The organism is Synechococcus sp. CCAP 1479/10 (assembly GCF_019038515.1).
Classification (GTDB): Bacteria; Cyanobacteriota; Cyanobacteriia; order PCC-6307; family Cyanobiaceae; genus Cyanobium.
On sequence record NZ_JAFKRJ010000023.1, the window covers coordinates 1 to 17,213 of the forward strand.

14 protein-coding genes are annotated in these 17,213 nt (G+C 65.6%); 6 read left to right on the forward strand and 8 right to left on the reverse strand.

Annotation, left to right across the window (positions count from 1 at the left end; genetic code table 11):
• From KUG39_RS07260 to KUG39_RS07290, 7 genes are all read right to left on the reverse strand, one after another.
• Positions 1 to 1,748, reverse strand: a 1,748-nt coding sequence (locus KUG39_RS07260; RefSeq protein WP_216913855.1) for a zinc-dependent metalloprotease family protein, incomplete at its 3' end; no start/stop codon positions are given.
• Positions 1,749 to 2,468: 720 nt separating this feature from the next.
• Positions 2,469 to 3,323, reverse strand: coding sequence for a hypothetical protein (locus tag KUG39_RS07265; protein ID WP_216913856.1), 855 nt, complete (start codon positions 3,321 to 3,323; stop codon positions 2,469 to 2,471).
• 308 nt (positions 3,324 to 3,631) lie between these two features.
• Complete coding sequence (locus tag KUG39_RS07270) at positions 3,632 to 4,555, reverse strand: hypothetical protein (protein ID WP_216913857.1); 924 nt, start codon at positions 4,553 to 4,555, stop codon at positions 3,632 to 3,634.
• 76 nt (positions 4,556 to 4,631) lie between these two features.
• Positions 4,632 to 5,474, reverse strand: a complete 843-nt coding sequence (locus tag KUG39_RS07275; protein ID WP_216918273.1) for a hypothetical protein — start codon at positions 5,472 to 5,474, stop codon at positions 4,632 to 4,634.
• A 95-nt stretch (positions 5,475 to 5,569) separates the two neighbouring features.
• The gene (locus KUG39_RS07280; RefSeq protein ID WP_216913859.1) at positions 5,570 to 6,466 is read right to left on the reverse strand and encodes a hypothetical protein; all 897 of its coding nucleotides are present in this window, start codon (positions 6,464 to 6,466) and stop codon (positions 5,570 to 5,572) included.
• A gap of 216 nt (positions 6,467 to 6,682) precedes the next feature.
• Positions 6,683 to 7,579 carry a hypothetical protein gene (locus KUG39_RS07285; protein WP_216913860.1) on the reverse strand — a complete coding sequence of 299 codons (897 nt, stop codon included), beginning with the start codon at positions 7,577 to 7,579 and terminating at the stop codon, positions 6,683 to 6,685.
• Positions 7,576 to 8,442: a hypothetical protein gene (locus KUG39_RS07290; RefSeq protein WP_216913861.1), complete on the reverse strand. Its 867-nt coding sequence runs from the start codon at positions 8,440 to 8,442 to the stop codon at positions 7,576 to 7,578. The genes KUG39_RS07285 and KUG39_RS07290 overlap by 4 nt, the downstream gene beginning before the upstream one ends.
• 374 nt (positions 8,443 to 8,816) lie before the next feature.
• Here KUG39_RS07290 and argS point away from each other — a divergent pair, with 374 nt between their 5' ends.
• Genes argS through KUG39_RS07320 form a run of 6 tightly spaced genes read left to right on the forward strand, consistent with a single transcriptional unit; the run spans position 8,817 to position 16,795 of the window.
• A complete protein-coding gene (gene argS / locus KUG39_RS07295) occupies positions 8,817 to 10,613 on the forward strand; it encodes an arginine--tRNA ligase (protein WP_216913863.1) in 1,797 nt (598 codons plus the stop codon).
• A 53-nt stretch (positions 10,614 to 10,666) separates the two neighbouring features.
• The gene (locus tag KUG39_RS07300; RefSeq protein ID WP_216913865.1) at positions 10,667 to 12,856 is read left to right on the forward strand and encodes an NAD(P)-binding protein; all 2,190 of its coding nucleotides are present in this window, start codon (positions 10,667 to 10,669) and stop codon (positions 12,854 to 12,856) included.
• A 41-nt stretch (positions 12,857 to 12,897) separates the two neighbouring features.
• Complete coding sequence (locus KUG39_RS07305) at positions 12,898 to 13,356, forward strand: hypothetical protein (protein ID WP_216918274.1); 459 nt, start codon at positions 12,898 to 12,900, stop codon at positions 13,354 to 13,356.
• Between the two features lie 33 nt (positions 13,357 to 13,389).
• The gene (locus KUG39_RS07310; RefSeq protein WP_216913869.1) at positions 13,390 to 14,412 is read left to right on the forward strand and encodes a polyprenyl synthetase family protein; all 1,023 of its coding nucleotides are present in this window, start codon (positions 13,390 to 13,392) and stop codon (positions 14,410 to 14,412) included.
• Positions 14,412 to 15,494, forward strand: coding sequence for a saccharopine dehydrogenase family protein (locus tag KUG39_RS07315; RefSeq protein ID WP_216913871.1), 1,083 nt, complete (start codon positions 14,412 to 14,414; stop codon positions 15,492 to 15,494). Before KUG39_RS07310 ends, KUG39_RS07315 begins: the two co-directional genes overlap by 1 nt.
• Before the next feature lie 35 nt (positions 15,495 to 15,529).
• The gene (locus tag KUG39_RS07320; protein WP_216913873.1) at positions 15,530 to 16,795 is read left to right on the forward strand and encodes a hypothetical protein; all 1,266 of its coding nucleotides are present in this window, start codon (positions 15,530 to 15,532) and stop codon (positions 16,793 to 16,795) included.
• 19 nt (positions 16,796 to 16,814) lie between these two features.
• On the opposite strand, the gene KUG39_RS07325 is transcribed toward KUG39_RS07320, so the two are convergent.
• Positions 16,815 to 17,006 carry a hypothetical protein gene (locus KUG39_RS07325; RefSeq protein WP_216918276.1) on the reverse strand — a complete coding sequence of 64 codons (192 nt, stop codon included), beginning with the start codon at positions 17,004 to 17,006 and terminating at the stop codon, positions 16,815 to 16,817.
• Positions 17,007 to 17,213: the final 207 nt, after the last annotated feature.

The window sequence follows — 17,213 nt, forward strand, 5'->3', positions numbered from 1 at the left end:
CCGACGGTTTCGGCGGCGAGGATCTGCCAACCGCTGAACTGACCGGCCCTGATCTGGGAGCCACTCCTGCGGACCGCTGACGTGACGCCGTTGATCCGGACGGAGACCAGGTCGGTGGTGGCGTCTCGCAGCAGTTGGACGGCGCCGTTGGGATCCAGAACCTGAAGGGTGGTCGTGGTGGGGGGCGGCGTTGTCGTGGTGGGGGGCGGCGGGGTGCTGCCGGTGGGCTGGACGGTGCCGCTCACCATGTACTGGCCGAGGCTGGCGTAATCGGTGTAGCCGTTGGGGATGGGGGCCAGGGGGTTGCCGACGCCGACGCCGTCGATGCCGAGGAAATAGGTGCCGGCGTCGAGGTTGAGGGAGAAGCTGGCCGTGGTCAGATCGGCCGGGTTGAAGGTCTGGACGACGCTGCCGTTAGCCCGGTAGAGGGTCGCGGCGATGTCCAGGTTGGGGCCGCGGGAGGCGAGGTACTGGGTGGTGAAGCTGCCGGCGCTGCCGACGAAGGCCCTGGAGGCGTTGACGATGTTGAAGGACACCAGACCGGCGCCGGTGTCAAACCGGAACATGTCGATGTCGGTGTTGCGCTCGATGACGCCGAAGCTGCTGAAGGTCAGCCCGGTGAGCGCCGTGGCGGTGCTGAGGGTGCTGCCGTGGTCATCGACGTTGTAGGTGAAGCCGTTGCCGTTGGTGATCGTGGCGAGGTCGTCCTGGGTGTTGTTGGCGCCGAGGTACTGGGCGTTGCTCCACTGGGTGACGTTCTCGTCGTTGCCCAGCCAGGACGCCCCCATGATGGTGCCCCAGCTGGTGGCACCGGCGCCGCCGTGGCCGCCGTAGTACTCCGTGGTGGTGCCGGCGCCGTCGTGGGTGAGGCCGAGGGTGTGGCCGACTTCGTGGCTGGCTGTCTCGGCGGCGGTGTATTCACCCCGGTTGAACACCAGGGCCACGTCGTCGGTGCTCCAGTTGAAGCTGTTGTAGTAGGCGGTACCGCCACCACCGGCATTCGTGATCGCCTTGCCGGTGAGCAGGTTGAGGTTGCTGGTGAAGGCCACCCGGATGCCCCAGCGGTCATCGCCAGTCCCGAACTTGCGCAGGGCTTCGGTGCCCGGGTCCTGGGTGGTGACGTTGACGTTGAAGGGGGCGAAGTCTTCGGCCACCCGTTGCCAGATGCGCTGGATTTCCGTGAGCGCGGTGGAATCGAGGGTGCTGTAGAAGCCCTTCAGGCTCAGGTTGCCGCCGTTCTCCCAGGGGGAGTTGTTGATCTGATAGCCGTCGAAGTCGAGAAAGATCGTCTTCGTGGCTGTCGGATTGCTGTGCAGACGGAACACATTGCTCAGGTCCACCCCCGTGCCGAGGGTGACCAGGCCGCTCAGGACCAGGGGAGCCTGGTCGGTGGTGGTGTCCCAGGCAGCGGCACCGTCACCGGTGGTGACGGCCAGCACGCTGCAGGCCCGGCAGCCGCAGGTGGGTGCCATGGAGGCGGCACTCGGGCCGGACGCTTCTCCGGGCCAGGGATCGTTCAGCGCCTGGTGGCTGCTGGTGGCCACCGTCGGGGTGGCGGCGATGGTGACACCGTTCTGGAAGACGGGCTCCGGTGCGGGGGCCTGGGCGGCCGGAGCCGAAAAGCTGGCTTCGAGGCTGTCCAGGCTGTTGCCTGAGCCGTTGGCGGGCGGTGAGGCCTTGGTCGTGGCCAGAGCGGCGTTGATCAGGATGGCGGGCGCTTCGGCTGAGGCCGGGGCCGCGTCCGCCAACAGGGTGAGGGTTGTATCGGAGGAGCGTCTGGCTTGGCTCGAAAGTTCAGGGAACAGGGGGGAAAGCGATTGTTGGGCCCCTGTGAATTCGGTGGTAGTCATGGCGAAGAGAGGGGTAAATGACCAACGAGAACCATCAGCACCTGCAGCCTCCAACCATGGACAGGCGGATGCTTCAGGGGATCTTCAAAGTCGTTGCGCCCAGAGGACTGGAGGGATCGACTTTGTTTCCGGGGGGGGGGCTGATGGAAGGGACCCTTTTCCCCCGCACTCATCATCGTTCTGCAGCAGCTTTGCTGTCTTTATGCACAGGCCAATTCACGGGGAGAGTTGCGTGACCGACGCTGAGCATTTCCTTGGAATTGCACCACCAACCCTGTGGGTTCGGATTCAAAAATCGCTGTAGGGCGGCCGCAGCGGCCTTGCCCGGGAGGTCGAGCGAAGGCTGGCCCGACGGCGTTGCCGAACGGTGCGGGGGGCTTCCCGAAGGGGGTGAAGGAGGCAGGATCCCGGTCGTGCCAATGCTTTCGGCTGCCTGCTGGCCGGTCTGGCGAACCTTGGAGGAACCCTTCCCGAAGCCTGAGCGTCAGAGCTTTAACGCCCTAAGCGCCTTTAAGCATTTGGTGCAGATCTGTAACGGATCCGCAGCCTCGGCGCTGCTCTCTGCTGTGGGGCTCCTATTGGCGGGATGGTGCCATCCGGAGCACCGGGTGGCAAGCCTCAGGGGGGTGGAGGGACGCCGGTCTCCGAGCTGTCGTCCTCCTCGGGGACCAGTCGGGAGAAGTACTCCTCCTCACTGGGGCCGGAGGACAGGCCCGGGAGGGGCCCACCCCGCAGGCTGATCGCCGTGTGCCACTCCACCAGCAGGGGTACCTCCTGCCCCTTGCGCTGGGCGCCCATGGCGAAGGCGATGGCCAGGGCGAAGGAGGAGAGCATCACCCGCAGGCTGTCCCTGACCACGGCCTCGATGGCCTTGGGCGTCGGGGCCTGGATCCTGGCCGCCACCTCCTGCCTCACCTCCTGGAGGCGAGCCAGCATCCTGCGCTTGGTGTCCGGCAGCGGCAGCCCCATGGTCTCGAAGCGGATGCCGAGGCTTGGGGTCTGGATGGCCTGAAGGCGGGCCTGGAGGTTGTCGAGGCTGGTGGCCGTCGTGATGGTCTCCTGGAGGAGATCGAAGGTGCCGTTGGCGACCGAGAGCTGGCGGGCCACGTTGGCCCTGGCCGCCACCACGCTGTTCCAGCCGGCAAAGGCCTGCAGGGGGACGATCAGCAGGAAGCCGAAGACCGCCCCGACGGCCAGACGGGCCAGAACGTCGCGCCGTTTCTGCAGGGTGGGATTCTCGGGGTCGAGGTAGGCCGCCAGATGAAGCAGCCCGAGGGCCACCAGGGGGATGGTGGCCGAGTCAAGGCAGGCGGAGATGAAGCGCAGCTGCCATTCGGTGTCCAGCAGGCGAACGGGAAGGATGCTGGACAGCAGGGTGATGAGGTAGGTGACGAACAGGGCGATCGCCATGAAGGCGAGCCGATCGGCCAGGATCGCCGAATCGAAGGCCCTGAATTCCTTGGTGCCGGCCATCAGGAGAGCCGGGTCCCGGTTCGGGACTCTGGGTGGCCTGCCGGTTTCCCTGCGTGGATGTCGATGGGATGGGACGCGAGCGCCACGGGATCGGAAGCATTCAGGCCGCTGAACTTTCTCGCAGCGGCTTCAATCACCGAGGCTGGAAGTTGCCAGTCTGCCAACCGACCGGCCACTCAATGTGTGACTGGTTATGACCAGGACGAGGTATCGATCACGACTCCGATATCACTGATTGGTGTTGATGTCAGCCTGAACACGGCTCAAGGTGATGGAGGAATCACTTCTCGAGCAGCAAGCAATGACCATCAGGATTCGGTGCTGCATCGGGCTGAGGAGAGCCTGATCCGGTGCCGCATCTTGCGGCTCCAGCCGAAGGCTGCCGCAGCCCCAAGAACGGGAAGGGGACCCGGAACTGCATCGGTGGGCCCTTCATCAGGAATGCGCCAGAATGCTGCCCCTGTAACCTTTTCGCCGCCGCTTTCAGTTCGTCCGTTGGCTTTTTTGACGTTCTGGTAGCGCAGAGCAATCTGGGCCTTGCTCCAGCGATCGCCCGGATCGAAGGCGTTGAAGAGGTTATAGAAACGCTCCGCTACCTGATCAGCAGTGGCGATGTTCGAGTCGTTGGATTGCAGCTTGAACTGAACCTTGACGGTGCTGCCTCCGCCGATGCCCGTGCTGCCGGATCCGCCATGGCAGCCGTTGCTGCTGCTCATGCGGGCGCAGAAATCAAAGTTGGAGAAGGGGGCATAGGGGGCGGTGGCCGAGCCTGTGATCGTCAGCCATTCGTCTTCGTTCACGCGTACACCGCGGCTGCGCTGTTGCGAGGTGGTGTTGTTGACGCCACCGAACACCCTGCCGAAGCCGGAATCCAGCGGGTTGTAGCTCAGCAGGGAGATCGCCTCGCTGCCGTTGCTGCGCAGGGGCTCGTTGAAGGCGAATCCCACCAGGGTGCCGGAGGAGGGGCCCGACGCCGGGGAGGTGTTGGTGATGCCGAGGTCGAGGGTGTAGGTGTTGCCGTTGCCCGGGTCCTTGCGGAAGTCGAAGCTCATCCGGCCCTTGACGCCGGTGTTGTAGAAGCTGGTGCCGGCGATGCCGCTGTCGAACACCACATCGAAGGCGGTCCTGGCCATGGCGGGGCTGGCGAGCCCGATCGGCCCGACCAGCGCGGCAAGTCCCAGTCCGGTGAGGCCACCGAGCAGCCGGAGGGGGGTCTTGGCTGTGGCGCGCATGAACGCTTCCTTAATCCATGCTCACCTTAGCAGAGATTCTCTCACCCTGCTCACAGTTTTGCCCGCCCTCGGGCCTTCAGGGGGAGGCGGGCGGATCGTCCTCCGGCGGGGCGAGCTGGGCGAAATAGTCCTCCTCGACGGCGCCGGGGGAGCCACGCCGGGATTGTCGGTCCTGCCGCCGCAGGCTCCAGATCGTCAGCATCTCGACCAGCAGCGGCACCTCCCGGCCGCGGCGCTGGGCTGCGATCGCGAAGGCCAGCGCATAGACGACGCTGGTGGCCGTCACCCGCAGGGTGTTGGTCGCCACGTTCTCGATGGCCTCCGGTGGCGGCGCCTTGATCCTGGCCTTCACCTGCTCCTCGATTTCGTTGAGGCGGATCAGCATCTGGCGTTGGGTCTCCGGCAACGGCAGGCCCAGGTTTTCGAAGCGGATGCCCAGCTCCGGGGACTCCAGCGCCTGCAGCCGCGTCTTGAGATCCTCCAGGCTTGTGGCGGCATTGATCGCCTCGCGGACCAGGGCGAAGTTCCTGTTGGCGATCGTCAGCTGGCTCGTCAGCCTGGCCCTGGCCGTGGCGACGGTGCTCCAGGAGGCATAGGTCTGCAGAGGAATCAGCAGCAGGAACCCCAGCACCGCCAGGATCGCCCAGCGGGCCAGGGCATCCCGACGTTTCTCAAGGGCGGCATTGGCGGGATCCAGGTAGGCCGCCAGATGCAGCAACCCCAGGCCCAGCAGCGGAATGGCGGCGGCGCTGATCAGCACGGAACTGACGCTCAGCTGCCAGAGGGTGTCGAGTGGCTGCAGCGGAATGGCTGTGGCGACGACCCTGACGCCGTAGATGACGAAGAGGACCCGTGCAAACACCGAGAACCTGTGGGCCAGGACCGCAGCCCCACGGGGGCTGACAGGAGAATCAGACACCATGCGCGATCGTGGCCCGTGGCATGGTGTCTCCGATCAGGTGGAGAGGAGGTCTGGGCCAGGGTATGCCCTGTGGCCCGAGCCTTCTGAGCCCCTCAGGCGGGGGAAGCAGACTGGAAGCTGGCGGAGGTGATCCTGCGACGCAGGCGGCGGCTGAAGGCAAAGGCCGTGGCCGCACCGAGAACGGGCAGGGGACCGGGAACCTCATCGCCGGGACCCTGGGGTGGCCGCTTGGGGACGCCAGCCACTTTGTCGCTCTTGCCGGTCGCACCACTGCTGGTGGTCACGTTCTGGAAGCGGAGGGCCACCTGGGCGTTCTTGAAATCGCCGTCCTTGGTGAAGGTCCGGGAGTTGAAGAGATCGAAGAAGGACTGGGCGACGAGAGTGGCGCTGTTGATGGTCGATTTGTTGGAGGCCAGGGTGAACCGGACTGCGGTCGACTCGCCATCCCTCAGACCCGTGCCGTTCTGGGAGCCTCCGTGGCAGCTGTTGCCGGTGTCCCTTGCACAGAAGGTGAAGCTGCCGAACGGTGCGTAGGCAGCCCGAATCAGGGTTCCCGTCGCAGGGAAGACCAGATCCTGATTGTTGTTGACGTTCCGCTCCCTGCGGGTCGTCGATGCGCCGTAGACATCCCCGAAATTTGAATTCAGGGGGTTGTAGGTGAGCAACTTGAAGTCGGGAGAGGATGTAGGGCCCGGGACGTTAAACGCAAAAGCTGTCAGCGTTCCTGAGGGATTGGTGCCAATGGGAGATGTGTTCTTGACGGTGAGATCTAAGGTGTAGCGATTATCTGCAGCGTTGGTTTGGTCCAGCTTGGTGAAGCTGAACGTCATCTTCCCGGTAACACCGGTGGCTTCTGCGCTTGTTTTCTTATCAGCTGCGCTGAAATCGACGTCAAACGACGTGAACGCCATCGCGGGGGTGGCCCCTCCGATAAGGAGACCTGCCAGGCAGCCGAGCGAAAGGAGCTGGTTGCGGCGGGCCGAGGCCAACATTGCGACAGCATGAAAGTCCGCTCACCATACCACAGGTTTTGTCACCCTGCATCAAGGTGCTTTAGCCAATCCTTAAGCTCGGGGGCGGATCCGGGCCCGTGCCACGGCTTCCCGGCCTGAAGTGCTTGCGGCCACTGGGTTGGAAGGGTGCCAGCCCCGTGTTGGCCTTCCGGATCGGGCCCGTTCCTCCACGTTGGTTTCCTGACGTTCCTTTCAGGCGGCGGGGTGCTGGCCGCCGTCCTCCGGCGGGGCCAGGGACTCAAAGAACTCCGCTTCCCGCTCAGCGGCCGAACGGCGCAGCGCCAGCCCGCCGTTCCCCCGGGCGGTGCGGGCCCGCCGCCACAGCTCCAGGGGGTTCAGCTGGGCCAGCAGGAACGGCCACTCCACCAGGAAGGGCACCTGCTGACTCTTGCGCTGGGCACAGGCCGCGAAGCCGGCCGCAAAGGCGATCGACGAGACGATGACCCTCAGGCTTTCACGGGTGATGCGATCAGCCGTGGCGGGATCGACGGGCGCGAATCTCGCCTTGACCTGACCCTCCGCCTGATCGAGCTGGCTGAGCAGCTGTCGCTTCAGGACGGGCAGGGGGATGGTCGGAAAGCGCGAGGGGTCCAGCTGGATGCGCAGATCCGGCCGCTGCAGCGCCAGAAGCCGTCGTTGCAGGTCCGCGGGGCTGGTGGCCTGCTCGATGGCGAGCCGGACCCTGTCCGCCCGCTCGCTGGTGCTGGCCTGCTGCTGGCCGGCGACGGCATTGGCGAGCTGGTAGGACCGCCAGACGGCCTGGCCCTGCAGGGGAACGATCAGCAGAAAGGCCAGGGAGACCGGGACGGCCAGCCGTGCCAGGGCCTCCCGCCGCCGTTGCAGTCGCAGGTTGGCCGGGCTGAGATAGGCGGCCAGGTGCAGCAGGGCCAGCCCCAGCAGCGGAATCGGGGCCGCTTCGACGGTGATCCTGGTGCTGCTGAGTTGCCAGAGGGGATCCAGCAGCCGGGGCGGAAGGATCGACGCCAGCACCGCGGCCCCGTAGACCGCGAACAGCGTCAGGGCCACCAGCGCCAGCCGGTCGGCGACGATCGCCGTCTCCAGGCCCCTGTTCTGAGGGGTCTCGCTCATCGGGTCGGCGTGTGGGCCCCGATCCGGCGACGCAGCTTGCGGCTGTAGCCGAAGGCCGCCGCGGCGCCCAGGAGGGGCACCGGGCCGGGGACCTCATCGCCAGGGGCTTGCCCACCACCGATGGTCCCGGCGAGGAGCTTGTCGCTGCGACCACCGGGTTCGATCGCCTTGAATCTGGCCGCAATCGGGCCGATGTAGGCCGGGTCACCCGTGGGCGGAATCAGCGGCTGGTAGAAGTTGAAGAAGGCCTGGCGGAAGGCGAGGGCGCCGCTGACATCAGCGGCCGACAGCCGGAAGGTGCCCGCGGAGTAACCGAGCGTCGCATTGTTGAGGCCGTCGCCGGGGTTGCCACCGCCGGTGCAGCCCTTGTCGTTTCCGGCCGTGATGCACAGGGAGTACGGGTCCAGGGGGGGCCTGGGCGCGGTGGAATCAAACGGAGAGAAATCCGCGTCGGCCACGGCGATGTCGAACAGGGAGCCGCTCGATGGTGTGTAGCCGAGATCGGCATTGGCGCCAGCGCCGAGATCGACCGTGCTGATGTTGCTGGGCAGCTGGAACGCCAGGGCCACGAATTCCGAGGCCGTCGGTTGCGAGCCCAGGGGCGGAGGGGTGGTGCCCGTGAGATTCGACAGCGTGATCGTCATGTCCACGAAGCTGCCGGCGTCGACAAAGCTGAAGGTCGCCGCCGCCCTGACGCCCGTCGCTTCGGTGGATTGGTCCGGCCCGAACGTGACCGTGAAGAACGGATCGACGGCCCAGGCCGGCGTGGCGGCGGACAGCAGGCCGACCATCCCGGCGGCCGCCAGGGCGCCGGTGGCCCGGGCCACGGCCCGGGCGGGGATGCATCGGGGGTCGGGATTCATTCAGGCAGGCCTCAACTGATCGCAAGTTATCCGGTTTTGTTATCTCCGAATTTTCAGGCTGTAACCGGCGTTCGAACGGATCTTGGTTGCTGCGCTGCCTGCCAAGCCATCGGTCCGTCAGCGGGGAATGGCCTGAAACCCCTTGGGACCATTGGATTCTCCCTGGTCAAGCAGTGTCCCCTTCTGCGCAACTAGCCGCGGGATGGTGTGGATCAGAGCCCACGCTGGCAGATGTTGAATCCTCTGATCTGCTGCAACGGCGATGCGGATGGTCGGCGGTGTCTGTGACGGCCTCCTCAGCTGGCCCCGCCACCCCGCTGCCCCGCCGGGGAGGATGATCGTGCCCCCGCCTGCCGTTTGACCGGCTTCGCTCCATGCTGCGCTTCGCCCACGCCCTGAACAGCCATCTGCTGGGGGCCCTGGAAAGCGCGTTTCCCGAGGCGGCCGCCGCCGCCCGTGCGGCCGGAGCGCCGCTGGATCCCCAGCTCGGGCCCGCCAGCAAGCCGGAGTTCGGTGATTTCCAGGCCAACGGCGCCCTCGCCCTGGCCCGTCCCCTGCGTCTGGCGCCCCGGGCGATCGCGACGGCGATCGTGGACCGCCTGGCGGCCGATCCGGCCTTCGGGGCCCTCTGCCTGCCGCCGGAGATCGCCGGTCCGGGCTTCATCAACCTCACCCTGAGGCCGGAGGTGCTGGCCGCCGAGGTGGGGCGTCGGCTGGCGGATCCCCGCCTGGGGGTGGAACCCGTGGCCCCCGGCGGCGCGCCGGTGGTGGTGGATTTCTCCAGCCCCAACATCGCCAAGGAGATGCACGTGGGGCATCTGCGCTCCACGATCATCGGCGACGCCCTGGCCCGGGTGCTGGAGTTCCGCGGCCATCCGGTGCTGCGGCTCAACCACGTCGGCGACTGGGGCACCCAGTTCGGCATGCTCATCACCCACCTCAAGCAGGTGGCGCCCGAGGCGCTCGACACCGCCGATGCGGTCGACCTGGGCGACCTGGTGGCCTTCTACCGCCAGGCCAAGGCCCGCTTCGACAGCGACGAAGCCTTCCAGACCACCTCCCGCGAGGAGGTGGTGAAGCTTCAGAGCGGCGATCCGGTGTCGCGCAGGGCCTGGCAGCTGCTGTGCGACCAGTCGCGCCGCGAGTTCCAGCGCCTCTACGACCGCCTCGACATCCGTCTCGACGAGCGCGGCGAGTCCTTCTACAACCCCTATCTGGAGGCGGTGGTGGCCGATCTGGCCGCCGCCGGCCTGCTGGTCAGTGATGGCGGCGCCCAGTGCGTGTTCCTCGAGGCGGAGGACGGCACGGCGAGCCAGGCCCCGCCGGTGATCGTGCGCAAGAGCGACGGCGGCTTCAACTACGCCACCACCGACCTGGCGGCCATCCGCTACCGCTTCGCCGCTCCTCCTGAAGGGGACGGCGCCCGCCGGGTGATCTACGTCACCGACGCCGGCCAGGCCAGCCATTTCGCCGGGGTGTTCCAGGTTGCCCGCCGCGCCGGCTGGATCCCCGAGGGCGGGCGGCTGGAGCACGTGCCCTTCGGGCTGGTGCAGGGGGAGGACGGAAAGAAGCTCAAGACCCGCGCCGGCGACACGGTGCGGCTGAAGGAACTGCTGGATGAGGCGGTGGAGCGCTGCGAAGCCGACCTGCGCCGCCGCCTGGCCGAGGAGGAGCGCCAGGAGGAGGAGACCTTCATCAGCGAGGTCGCCACAACGGTGGGCCTGGCGGCGGTGAAGTACGCCGACCTGAGCACCAACCGGATCACCAACTACCAGTTCAGCTTCGATCGCATGCTGGCCCTCAGCGGCAACACCGCCCCCTATCTGCTCTATGCGGTGGTGCGGATCGCCGGGATCGCCCGCAAGGGCGGCGGCAATGGCGAGGTTCCGGCGGTGCTGGGCTTCAGCGAGCCCCAGGAATGGGCGCTGGTGCGCCAGCTGCTGCAGTTCGATGCCGTCATCCAGGAGGTGGAGGAGGAGCTGCTGCCCAACCGGCTGTGCAGCTACCTGTTCGAGCTCTGCCAGCTGTTCAACCGCTTCTACGACCAGGTGCCGGTGCTCAGGGCCGAGGAACCGGCCCGCGGATCACGGCTGGCGCTCTGCCGCCTCAGCGCCGACACCCTCAAACAGGGCCTGGGCCTGCTGGGCATTCCCACCCTGGAGCGGATGTGAGGCCACGGGAAAGGTCCGGTAGCGTTTGCCGGCACGGCGGCTGATGGATCCGGATGGTCGTGGGAGAGCCGGTCAGAGCAGAGCCCGTCAGAGGAGAGCCGGTCAGAGTCGCGATCATCGGCGGTGGCTGTGGCGCCATGACCGCGGCCTACGAACTCTCCAGACCTGAGCACAACGGCCGCTACGCCGTCACTGTTTACCAGCAGGGATGGAGGCTGGGGGGCAAGGGGGCGTCGGGCCGTGGTCCGTCCGCTCGGGTGGAGGAGCACGGACTGCATGTGTGGCTGGGCTTCTATGAGAATTCCTTCCGGATGATGCGGGAGTGCTATTCCGCTCTGGAGGCGCCGCCGGAAGGATCACCGTTCGGCCCCTGGCAGGAGGCCTTTCTGCCGGAAATGGATGTGGGCCTGTTCTCACGGGCAGGATCGGCTGACTGGCAGAAGTGGACGGCGCAGTTTCCACCCAGGCCGGGCCTGCCGGGGGACCCGCTGGAGCCCGGCGCCGTCTATTCCATGGCGGGCTATCTGCAGCAGGCCATTGCCATGCTGCGCACCCTGATCCTGGATGTGGAGGTGAGCACGTCGACGGAGCCCCGCGATGGGGGCCAGCCCGGGGACCTTCTGGAAGCCATGGCCGGCTGGCTGGCGGGGGGCACGTTCACCGGAGCGGCCCTGATCGTGGAGGGGCTCGCTCTGTTGAGCAGTGCCCTGCGGATCCTGCCGCTCCCGGTGGAAGCCCCCCTGATCCGCTTCGTTGAGGAGCTGAACACCTCCATCCGATCCTGGCTGGAAGAGCGATGGCTCTTGGATCATCCCAAGCGCTACATCTGGGAGATCGTCGACCTCGTGCTGGCGATCATCGTGGGTAGTTTTCGATTCAACCTGCTCCGTGACCCCAGGGGACTGGATGCGATCGACCACTACGAATGCAGGGAATGGCTGCGCCTTAATGGGGCTTCGGAGCGGGCCGTTGGTTCCCCTTTCGTGGTCGGTCTGTATGACCTTGCCCTGGCCTACGAGGACGGTGATTCCAGCAAGCCGGCCCTCGCGGCCGGACAGGCGATCCGGGGCTCCCTGCGCATGTTCTTCGGCTATCGAGGCTCCCTGTTCTGGCGCCTGCGGGCGGGCATGGGCGATGTGGTGTTTGCGCCCCTGTATGCCTTGCTGCGTCGCCGGGGGGTGCGTTTCCAGTTCTTCCACAAGCTCACCGATGTTCAGATCCCTGCGGGGCCACCCATCCAGAGCGGCGATCGCAGCCATGTGGAAGCCCTTGAGTTTGATGTTCAGGCCGAGATTCACGGCAACCGCGACTATGACCCCTTGATCAACGTGGGCGATCGTCCCTGTTGGCCATCGCAACCCGATTTCGAGCAGCTGGTCGACGGTGACCGCCTCCGTGTCGAACAGCGGGATTTCGAGTCGCACTGGGATCGCTCGTTCACCTCCAGGCGCCGCCTCGAGGTGAAGCGTGATTTCGATGCCGTTGTTCTCGGGGTGAGCATCGGCGCCGTCCCCCATGTCTGCCCCCAGATCCTGGCCAGGGATCAGCGCTGGGCCACCATGGTGGAGAAGGTGAAGACCACGGCGACGCAGGCCTTTCAGCTGTGGCTGCAGGAGGATCTGTCCCAGCTGGGCTGGCAGGGTCCTCCCTACATCGTCTCGGCCTTCGATAAGCCCTTCGACACCTGGTGTGACATGGCCCATGTCATTCCTGAAGAGGCATGGGCGCGGCCTCCCGCCACCGCCATCTACTTCTGCGGCGTTCTCAGGGATCCTCCTGTGCCGCCGCCTGATTCCGACAGTCACTATCCGCTGCGGCGAACGGAGGAGGTCAGGGAGAACGCCTTGGCCTTTCTGCGCAGCGCCGGCTCGGCCCTGTGGCCCCGGGCCTATGACGCCGCGGGAGCCTTCCGCTGGGAACTGCTGGCCGATCCAGCTCCGCCGGAGGGTGCCGGAGAGCCCCCGGGGGCAGAGATCCTTGATGAGCAGAGATTCCTGAGCCAGTACTGGAGGGCGAACGTCAACCCGAGTGACCGCTATGTTCTGGCGCTGCCAGGAAGTCTGAAGCATCGGATTTCTCCGCTGGATCCCACCTACGACAACCTGACGATCGCTGGAGACTGGACCGACTGTGGGTTCAACGAGGGATGTACCGAAGCCGCCGTGATCTCCGGGCGGCTGGCCGCCCATGCCATTGCGGCTTCACCCCCGCTGGCCGAGATCCACGGATATGACCATCCTTGAACGGTTCAGCATAAACTCCCCATCAGAGCGCTACACCATCGATGTCAGATACCCCTTTGCCAGATCACCAGCCGGAAATGGATCAGGAGGACACTCCGGATGGACGTTGGCAACGTCCCCCGCTTGAGCGTGAGAGCCCTTTGCGCAGTGGCTGGTCAGACAGCGGGCCGCAGGTGGGTGCCCGGCGTATCACCGAAACGGTGGAAGACACCATCCGAACGGCCTATCAGGTCATTGGGGAGAACTTTCGCCAGGGTCATGACGCCGCCGAGCGCTACAGCCAGCAGACACCCCGTGGCGCTGCCGATGCCTCCCGCGACCTGGGCGCCCTGACCAGTCGCATGATCCAGTTGGGACGGGACATGGCCAATACCTATTTTGATGCCATGGATATCCTCTTGCAGGAGGTTGATCAGCGTCGCGGGGATCGTGAACGCCCGCAGGAGCGGCGGGATTCTGCTGCGGGCCCTGGAGTCGACGATGCCGGCGAGCCCCGTTAATGCAGGCCGTGGTGCTTGTGGTGCGTGGGGTCCATGACCAGAACGATCCAGCCACTGCTTGAGGCCTATGGAAAGCTGATTCGCGAGTATGTGGATCGCTATCTCACGAGCCAGCCCCAGGCTCCCTATCTCCATGACCTCCTGGCCGATTATCCGAGCCGTGGCGGCAAGATGATGCGGCCGTGCATCTGCATGGCCAATGCGCGGGCCTTCGGCGGAAGGCTGGAAGATGCCATCCCCTTCGCCGGCGCGGTGGAGATTCTCCACAATGCCCTGCTCATTCATGACGACATCCAGGATGAAAGCGTGGAGCGCCGAGGCCTTCCCACCTTGCATGCCCTGCATGGTGTGCCGCTGGCGATCAACGCCGGCGATGCCATGTTGCTGATGGCCTTCGGCCCCCTGCTCGACCATGTCGGCAGTCGCGGCGGCACATTTGCCCGCAGGATTCTTGACGTGACGCGACGGATGGCCAGGGAAACGGCGGAAGGGCAGGCGCTGGATATCGGCTGGAGGCAGGACCATCGCCATGACATCACCACGGCTGACTATCTCACCATGGTGCTGAAGAAGACGGCGTGGATGGCCACCATCTGGCCGGCCCAGGTGGGGATGCTGCTCGGAACCCATGGCCAGGTGGATCCAGATGCCGTTGTCCGCTTCGGTTTCTTTCTCGGTGCCACCTTCCAGATCCAGGATGATCTGCTGAACTTCTCCTCCGAAGCTTCTTACGGCAAAGAGCCGCGGGGGGATCTGTTCGAAGCGAAGCACACCCTGCTGTTGATTCATGCCCGTGACCAATGCAATGCGAGTGAACGCCAGCAGCTCGACCACTTCATGAATCTGCGGCGCGAGGAGCGCACCGCTGAAGCCGTGGCCTGGCTTGCGGATCTCATGGTCAGCAAGGGTTCCGTTGACTATGCACGCATGGTGGCGGAGTCCCTGGCGGGTGCCGCGCGCCACGAATTCACCAGGGCCTATGGCCACCTGCCGGAGTCTGAGGATAAGGATTTCATCGAGGACCTGGTTCCTTGGGTGTTCAACCGGGCAACCTGATGCCGGCTTTTCCTGGCAGCGGTGTCGTCCATCCTGGCGGTCGCGTCCTGCTCTACGGCGCCACCGGGTTCAGCGGCCGGCTGCTGACCCGGTGCCTTCAGGAGCAGGGGATCGATGTGGTGCTGGCGGGCCGGAATGAAGCCAAGCTGGCGGAGTTGGCTCGCCGATGGAACCTGGATTTCCTTGCGTTTTGCCTCGATGATCCTGCGCAGATCGAGGCGTCCCTCGACACGATTCAGGTGGTGCTGCATGCGGCTGGTCCGTTTACGCGCACGGCGCTGCCGATGATCGCCGCCTGTATTCGCACCGGCACCCACTATCTCGATCTGACCGGGGAATGGCCCGTGTTTCAGCTGGCGATGGATCAGGGTGAGCGCGCCGCCGACAACGGCGTGATGTTGATGCCGGGGATCGGCTTTTCGATCGTGGCGTCGGATTGTCTCCTGGCGATGGCCCTGGCCCGGTTCCCTGAGGCGGTCGCTCTGCGTCTGGCCCTTTCCGCCCCTGATGTGATGTCACGGGGCACGTTCCGCAGCCTGATGGGACTCACCAGCTCCACCGTGATGGTGCGTAGGAACGGGACTCCCACCGGCTTGCCTGCGGGGTCGCTGTCGCGCTGCTTCGACTTCGGCGCCGGCTTGCGGAAGGCGGTCGCCGTCACCTGGCCGGATGTCTTCATCAGCCAGGTCACCGATGGCATCGCCACCCTGGAGGTGTATGCCCAGGCCGATTGGCCCGTTCAGTTCGCCTACCGGGCCGGCTCCAGCATGGCCCCGCTGCACCAGTCGGCCCTCGGCCAGCGGCTGCTGGATCTTCTCAGTCAAGGTTGGCCCGAGGCCCCTTCCGCAACGCAACGGCAGCGCTCCGGCTTCACCCTTGTGGTGGAAGCGGAGGATCGCTGGCGACGCTGCCGCTCCCTCCGCATCCAGACGCCGGATGGCTATACCGTCACCGGTGCGACGGCTACGGCGATCGTCGGGCGTGTCCTCAAGGGCCATGTGGCTCCGGGTTTTCAGTCGCCCGCGCACCTCTACGGAGGTTCGCTGCTGGAGGACGTGGGTTGTGTTCTGCCAGTAGGGTGAGCCGACGCGTATCGGGACCAGCCGCACCTGCATTCGTGAACGATCTTCCCTATCTCGATAATCCACTGGATGGCCAGCAGGAGGCACCCCCTTACCTGTTCACGGGCATTCAGTCGCACTACTTCAAGCTCAAGGCCGAGGCCGGCGCCCTGGAGAGCTTCTGCGCACGCTATCTGAACCCGGCATCCAACTCATTCACCTACTGGCCGCTGTCCTCCCTGCCGCTGGTGGGTGCCGGCTTTGGACAGCCTTTCGTTGTCCTTGGGGTCCTTTTCTATCCAGACATCCGGTCTGGCAGCTTCCACCCTGAGCGCTCCACCCGCCAGCACGAAGTCTTTTTCTCCTTCCCCGTTCTGCGCTTCAACAACGGATTCCCAGACAAGATCTGCTGGGTCTACCCCTTCATCTGTGTAGACAACATCCGTTCGGCGATCACGGGTCGAGAAGTGATCGGGCTGTCCAAGCTTGTGGGCCGATTCGATTGTCTGGACTCCCGCCCGTCTGGTTCACCTCACCCCCCGTCCCGCGACTCCCTCTCCGGAGAGCTGTTCGGTGACGATACGGACTCGATGGGGATCAGTGTCCCCACCTACCTGCGCTACGGCCGTGACAGCCATGAGCACATGCTGCCCATCATCCGCATCCAGGCGGACCCCAAGTTCCAGCCTGAGGGCCTGCTCGGCGAGACGGCGTCTGACCTGCAGGACTCACCGGTCCTCGACCGCGCCGCAGCCGAGGCACGGGCTGGCTTCGGACTACCATGGCCCGCCCCTGACGCGGCCAGCGCGGGAGCTGTCCTGAGCCGAATCGAAGAGTTGATCCATGGATTCACCTTTCTGACTCCGAAGCTGGCCATCAACAGCCTCAAGCAGACGAGGAGCAGTGTTGATCCCGCCTATTCAGACCATCAGGCCCTGCTGGAGACGGTCTGGCAGTCGGAGAACGTTCGCCAACTCCGATTCTGGGAACTCGGCCACTTCCGAATCCAGATCTTCAACTATGCGGGCCTGCCCCTGGCTAACCAGCTCGGTCTGGGGGAATACAAGCGCGATGGTGATTTCATCGAACTGGAAGGTCTGGGCTCCAGCTATTCCCTCAGTACCGATCTGCGTATGGTGAGCTCCTCCGTTCTGGCGGAGGCGAATGGTGCTACGCCTACGGCTGGCAGCACCCTGCTCCGTGATCTCACCACCATCCCCATGGCCTGCCTGTCCCTGACGGCCGACATGGCGGATGCCTCGATCCAGTGGGCCGGCTTGTCCGTTTCTCTGGCGCGACAGGCCCTTGGCCTGAAGCGCTGAGTGGCAACCTGCAGGCGCGTTACTGCGCGGATCCGCCGATCCGTTCCCGGGCGTAGAGCTGTTTCTTCTCGTTGATCATGGTCTCGAAGCTTGTGGCCCCCTGGGCCCTGGCCATGGCCAGGGCCTGATCCAGGGCCTCCATCACGGTGGGTTCGTCATGGCCCATGGCTCTGGCGATCACGTCCGCTTTGCGGACATGGACCAGGGGCATGAAGTAGGCCTCACCCGAGCGTCTGACCGCTTCCTCCGCTGCCTGAATCGTCGCGAAGGCCTCGGGCACCGAGCCAGCCAGGGAGTGGAGCGTCGCAATTTCCGCCAGTCGATAACCCTCTGACGTGGACCCCGAAAACCGGTCCAGGGTGAATGAGAGTCTTCAGCCGGCCAGACTGGGCCGGGGACTCGACCATGAAACGCACCA

Bases quoted from the DNA above. Each gene is read 5' to 3' on its own strand.
- KUG39_RS07300 (WP_216913865.1), top strand. From the start codon at position 10,667: ATGGTCGTGGGAGAGCCGGTCAGAGCAGAGCCCGTCAGAGGAGAGCCG.
- KUG39_RS07270 (WP_216913857.1), bottom strand. From the start codon at position 4,555: ATGCGCGCCACAGCCAAGACCCCCCTCCGGCTGCTCGGTGGCCTCACC.
- KUG39_RS07325 (WP_216918276.1), bottom strand. From the start codon at position 17,006: ATGCCCCTGGTCCATGTCCGCAAAGCGGACGTGATCGCCAGAGCCATG.
- KUG39_RS07305 (WP_216918274.1), top strand. From the start codon at position 12,898: ATGTCAGATACCCCTTTGCCAGATCACCAGCCGGAAATGGATCAGGAG.
- KUG39_RS07310 (WP_216913869.1), top strand. From the start codon at position 13,390: ATGACCAGAACGATCCAGCCACTGCTTGAGGCCTATGGAAAGCTGATT.
- KUG39_RS07285 (WP_216913860.1), bottom strand. From the start codon at position 7,579: ATGAGCGAGACCCCTCAGAACAGGGGCCTGGAGACGGCGATCGTCGCC.
- KUG39_RS07290 (WP_216913861.1), bottom strand. From the start codon at position 8,442: ATGAATCCCGACCCCCGATGCATCCCCGCCCGGGCCGTGGCCCGGGCC.
- KUG39_RS07265 (WP_216913856.1), bottom strand. From the start codon at position 3,323: ATGGCCGGCACCAAGGAATTCAGGGCCTTCGATTCGGCGATCCTGGCC.
- KUG39_RS07315 (WP_216913871.1), top strand. From the start codon at position 14,412: ATGCCGGCTTTTCCTGGCAGCGGTGTCGTCCATCCTGGCGGTCGCGTC.
- argS (WP_216913863.1), top strand. From the start codon at position 8,817: ATGCTGCGCTTCGCCCACGCCCTGAACAGCCATCTGCTGGGGGCCCTG.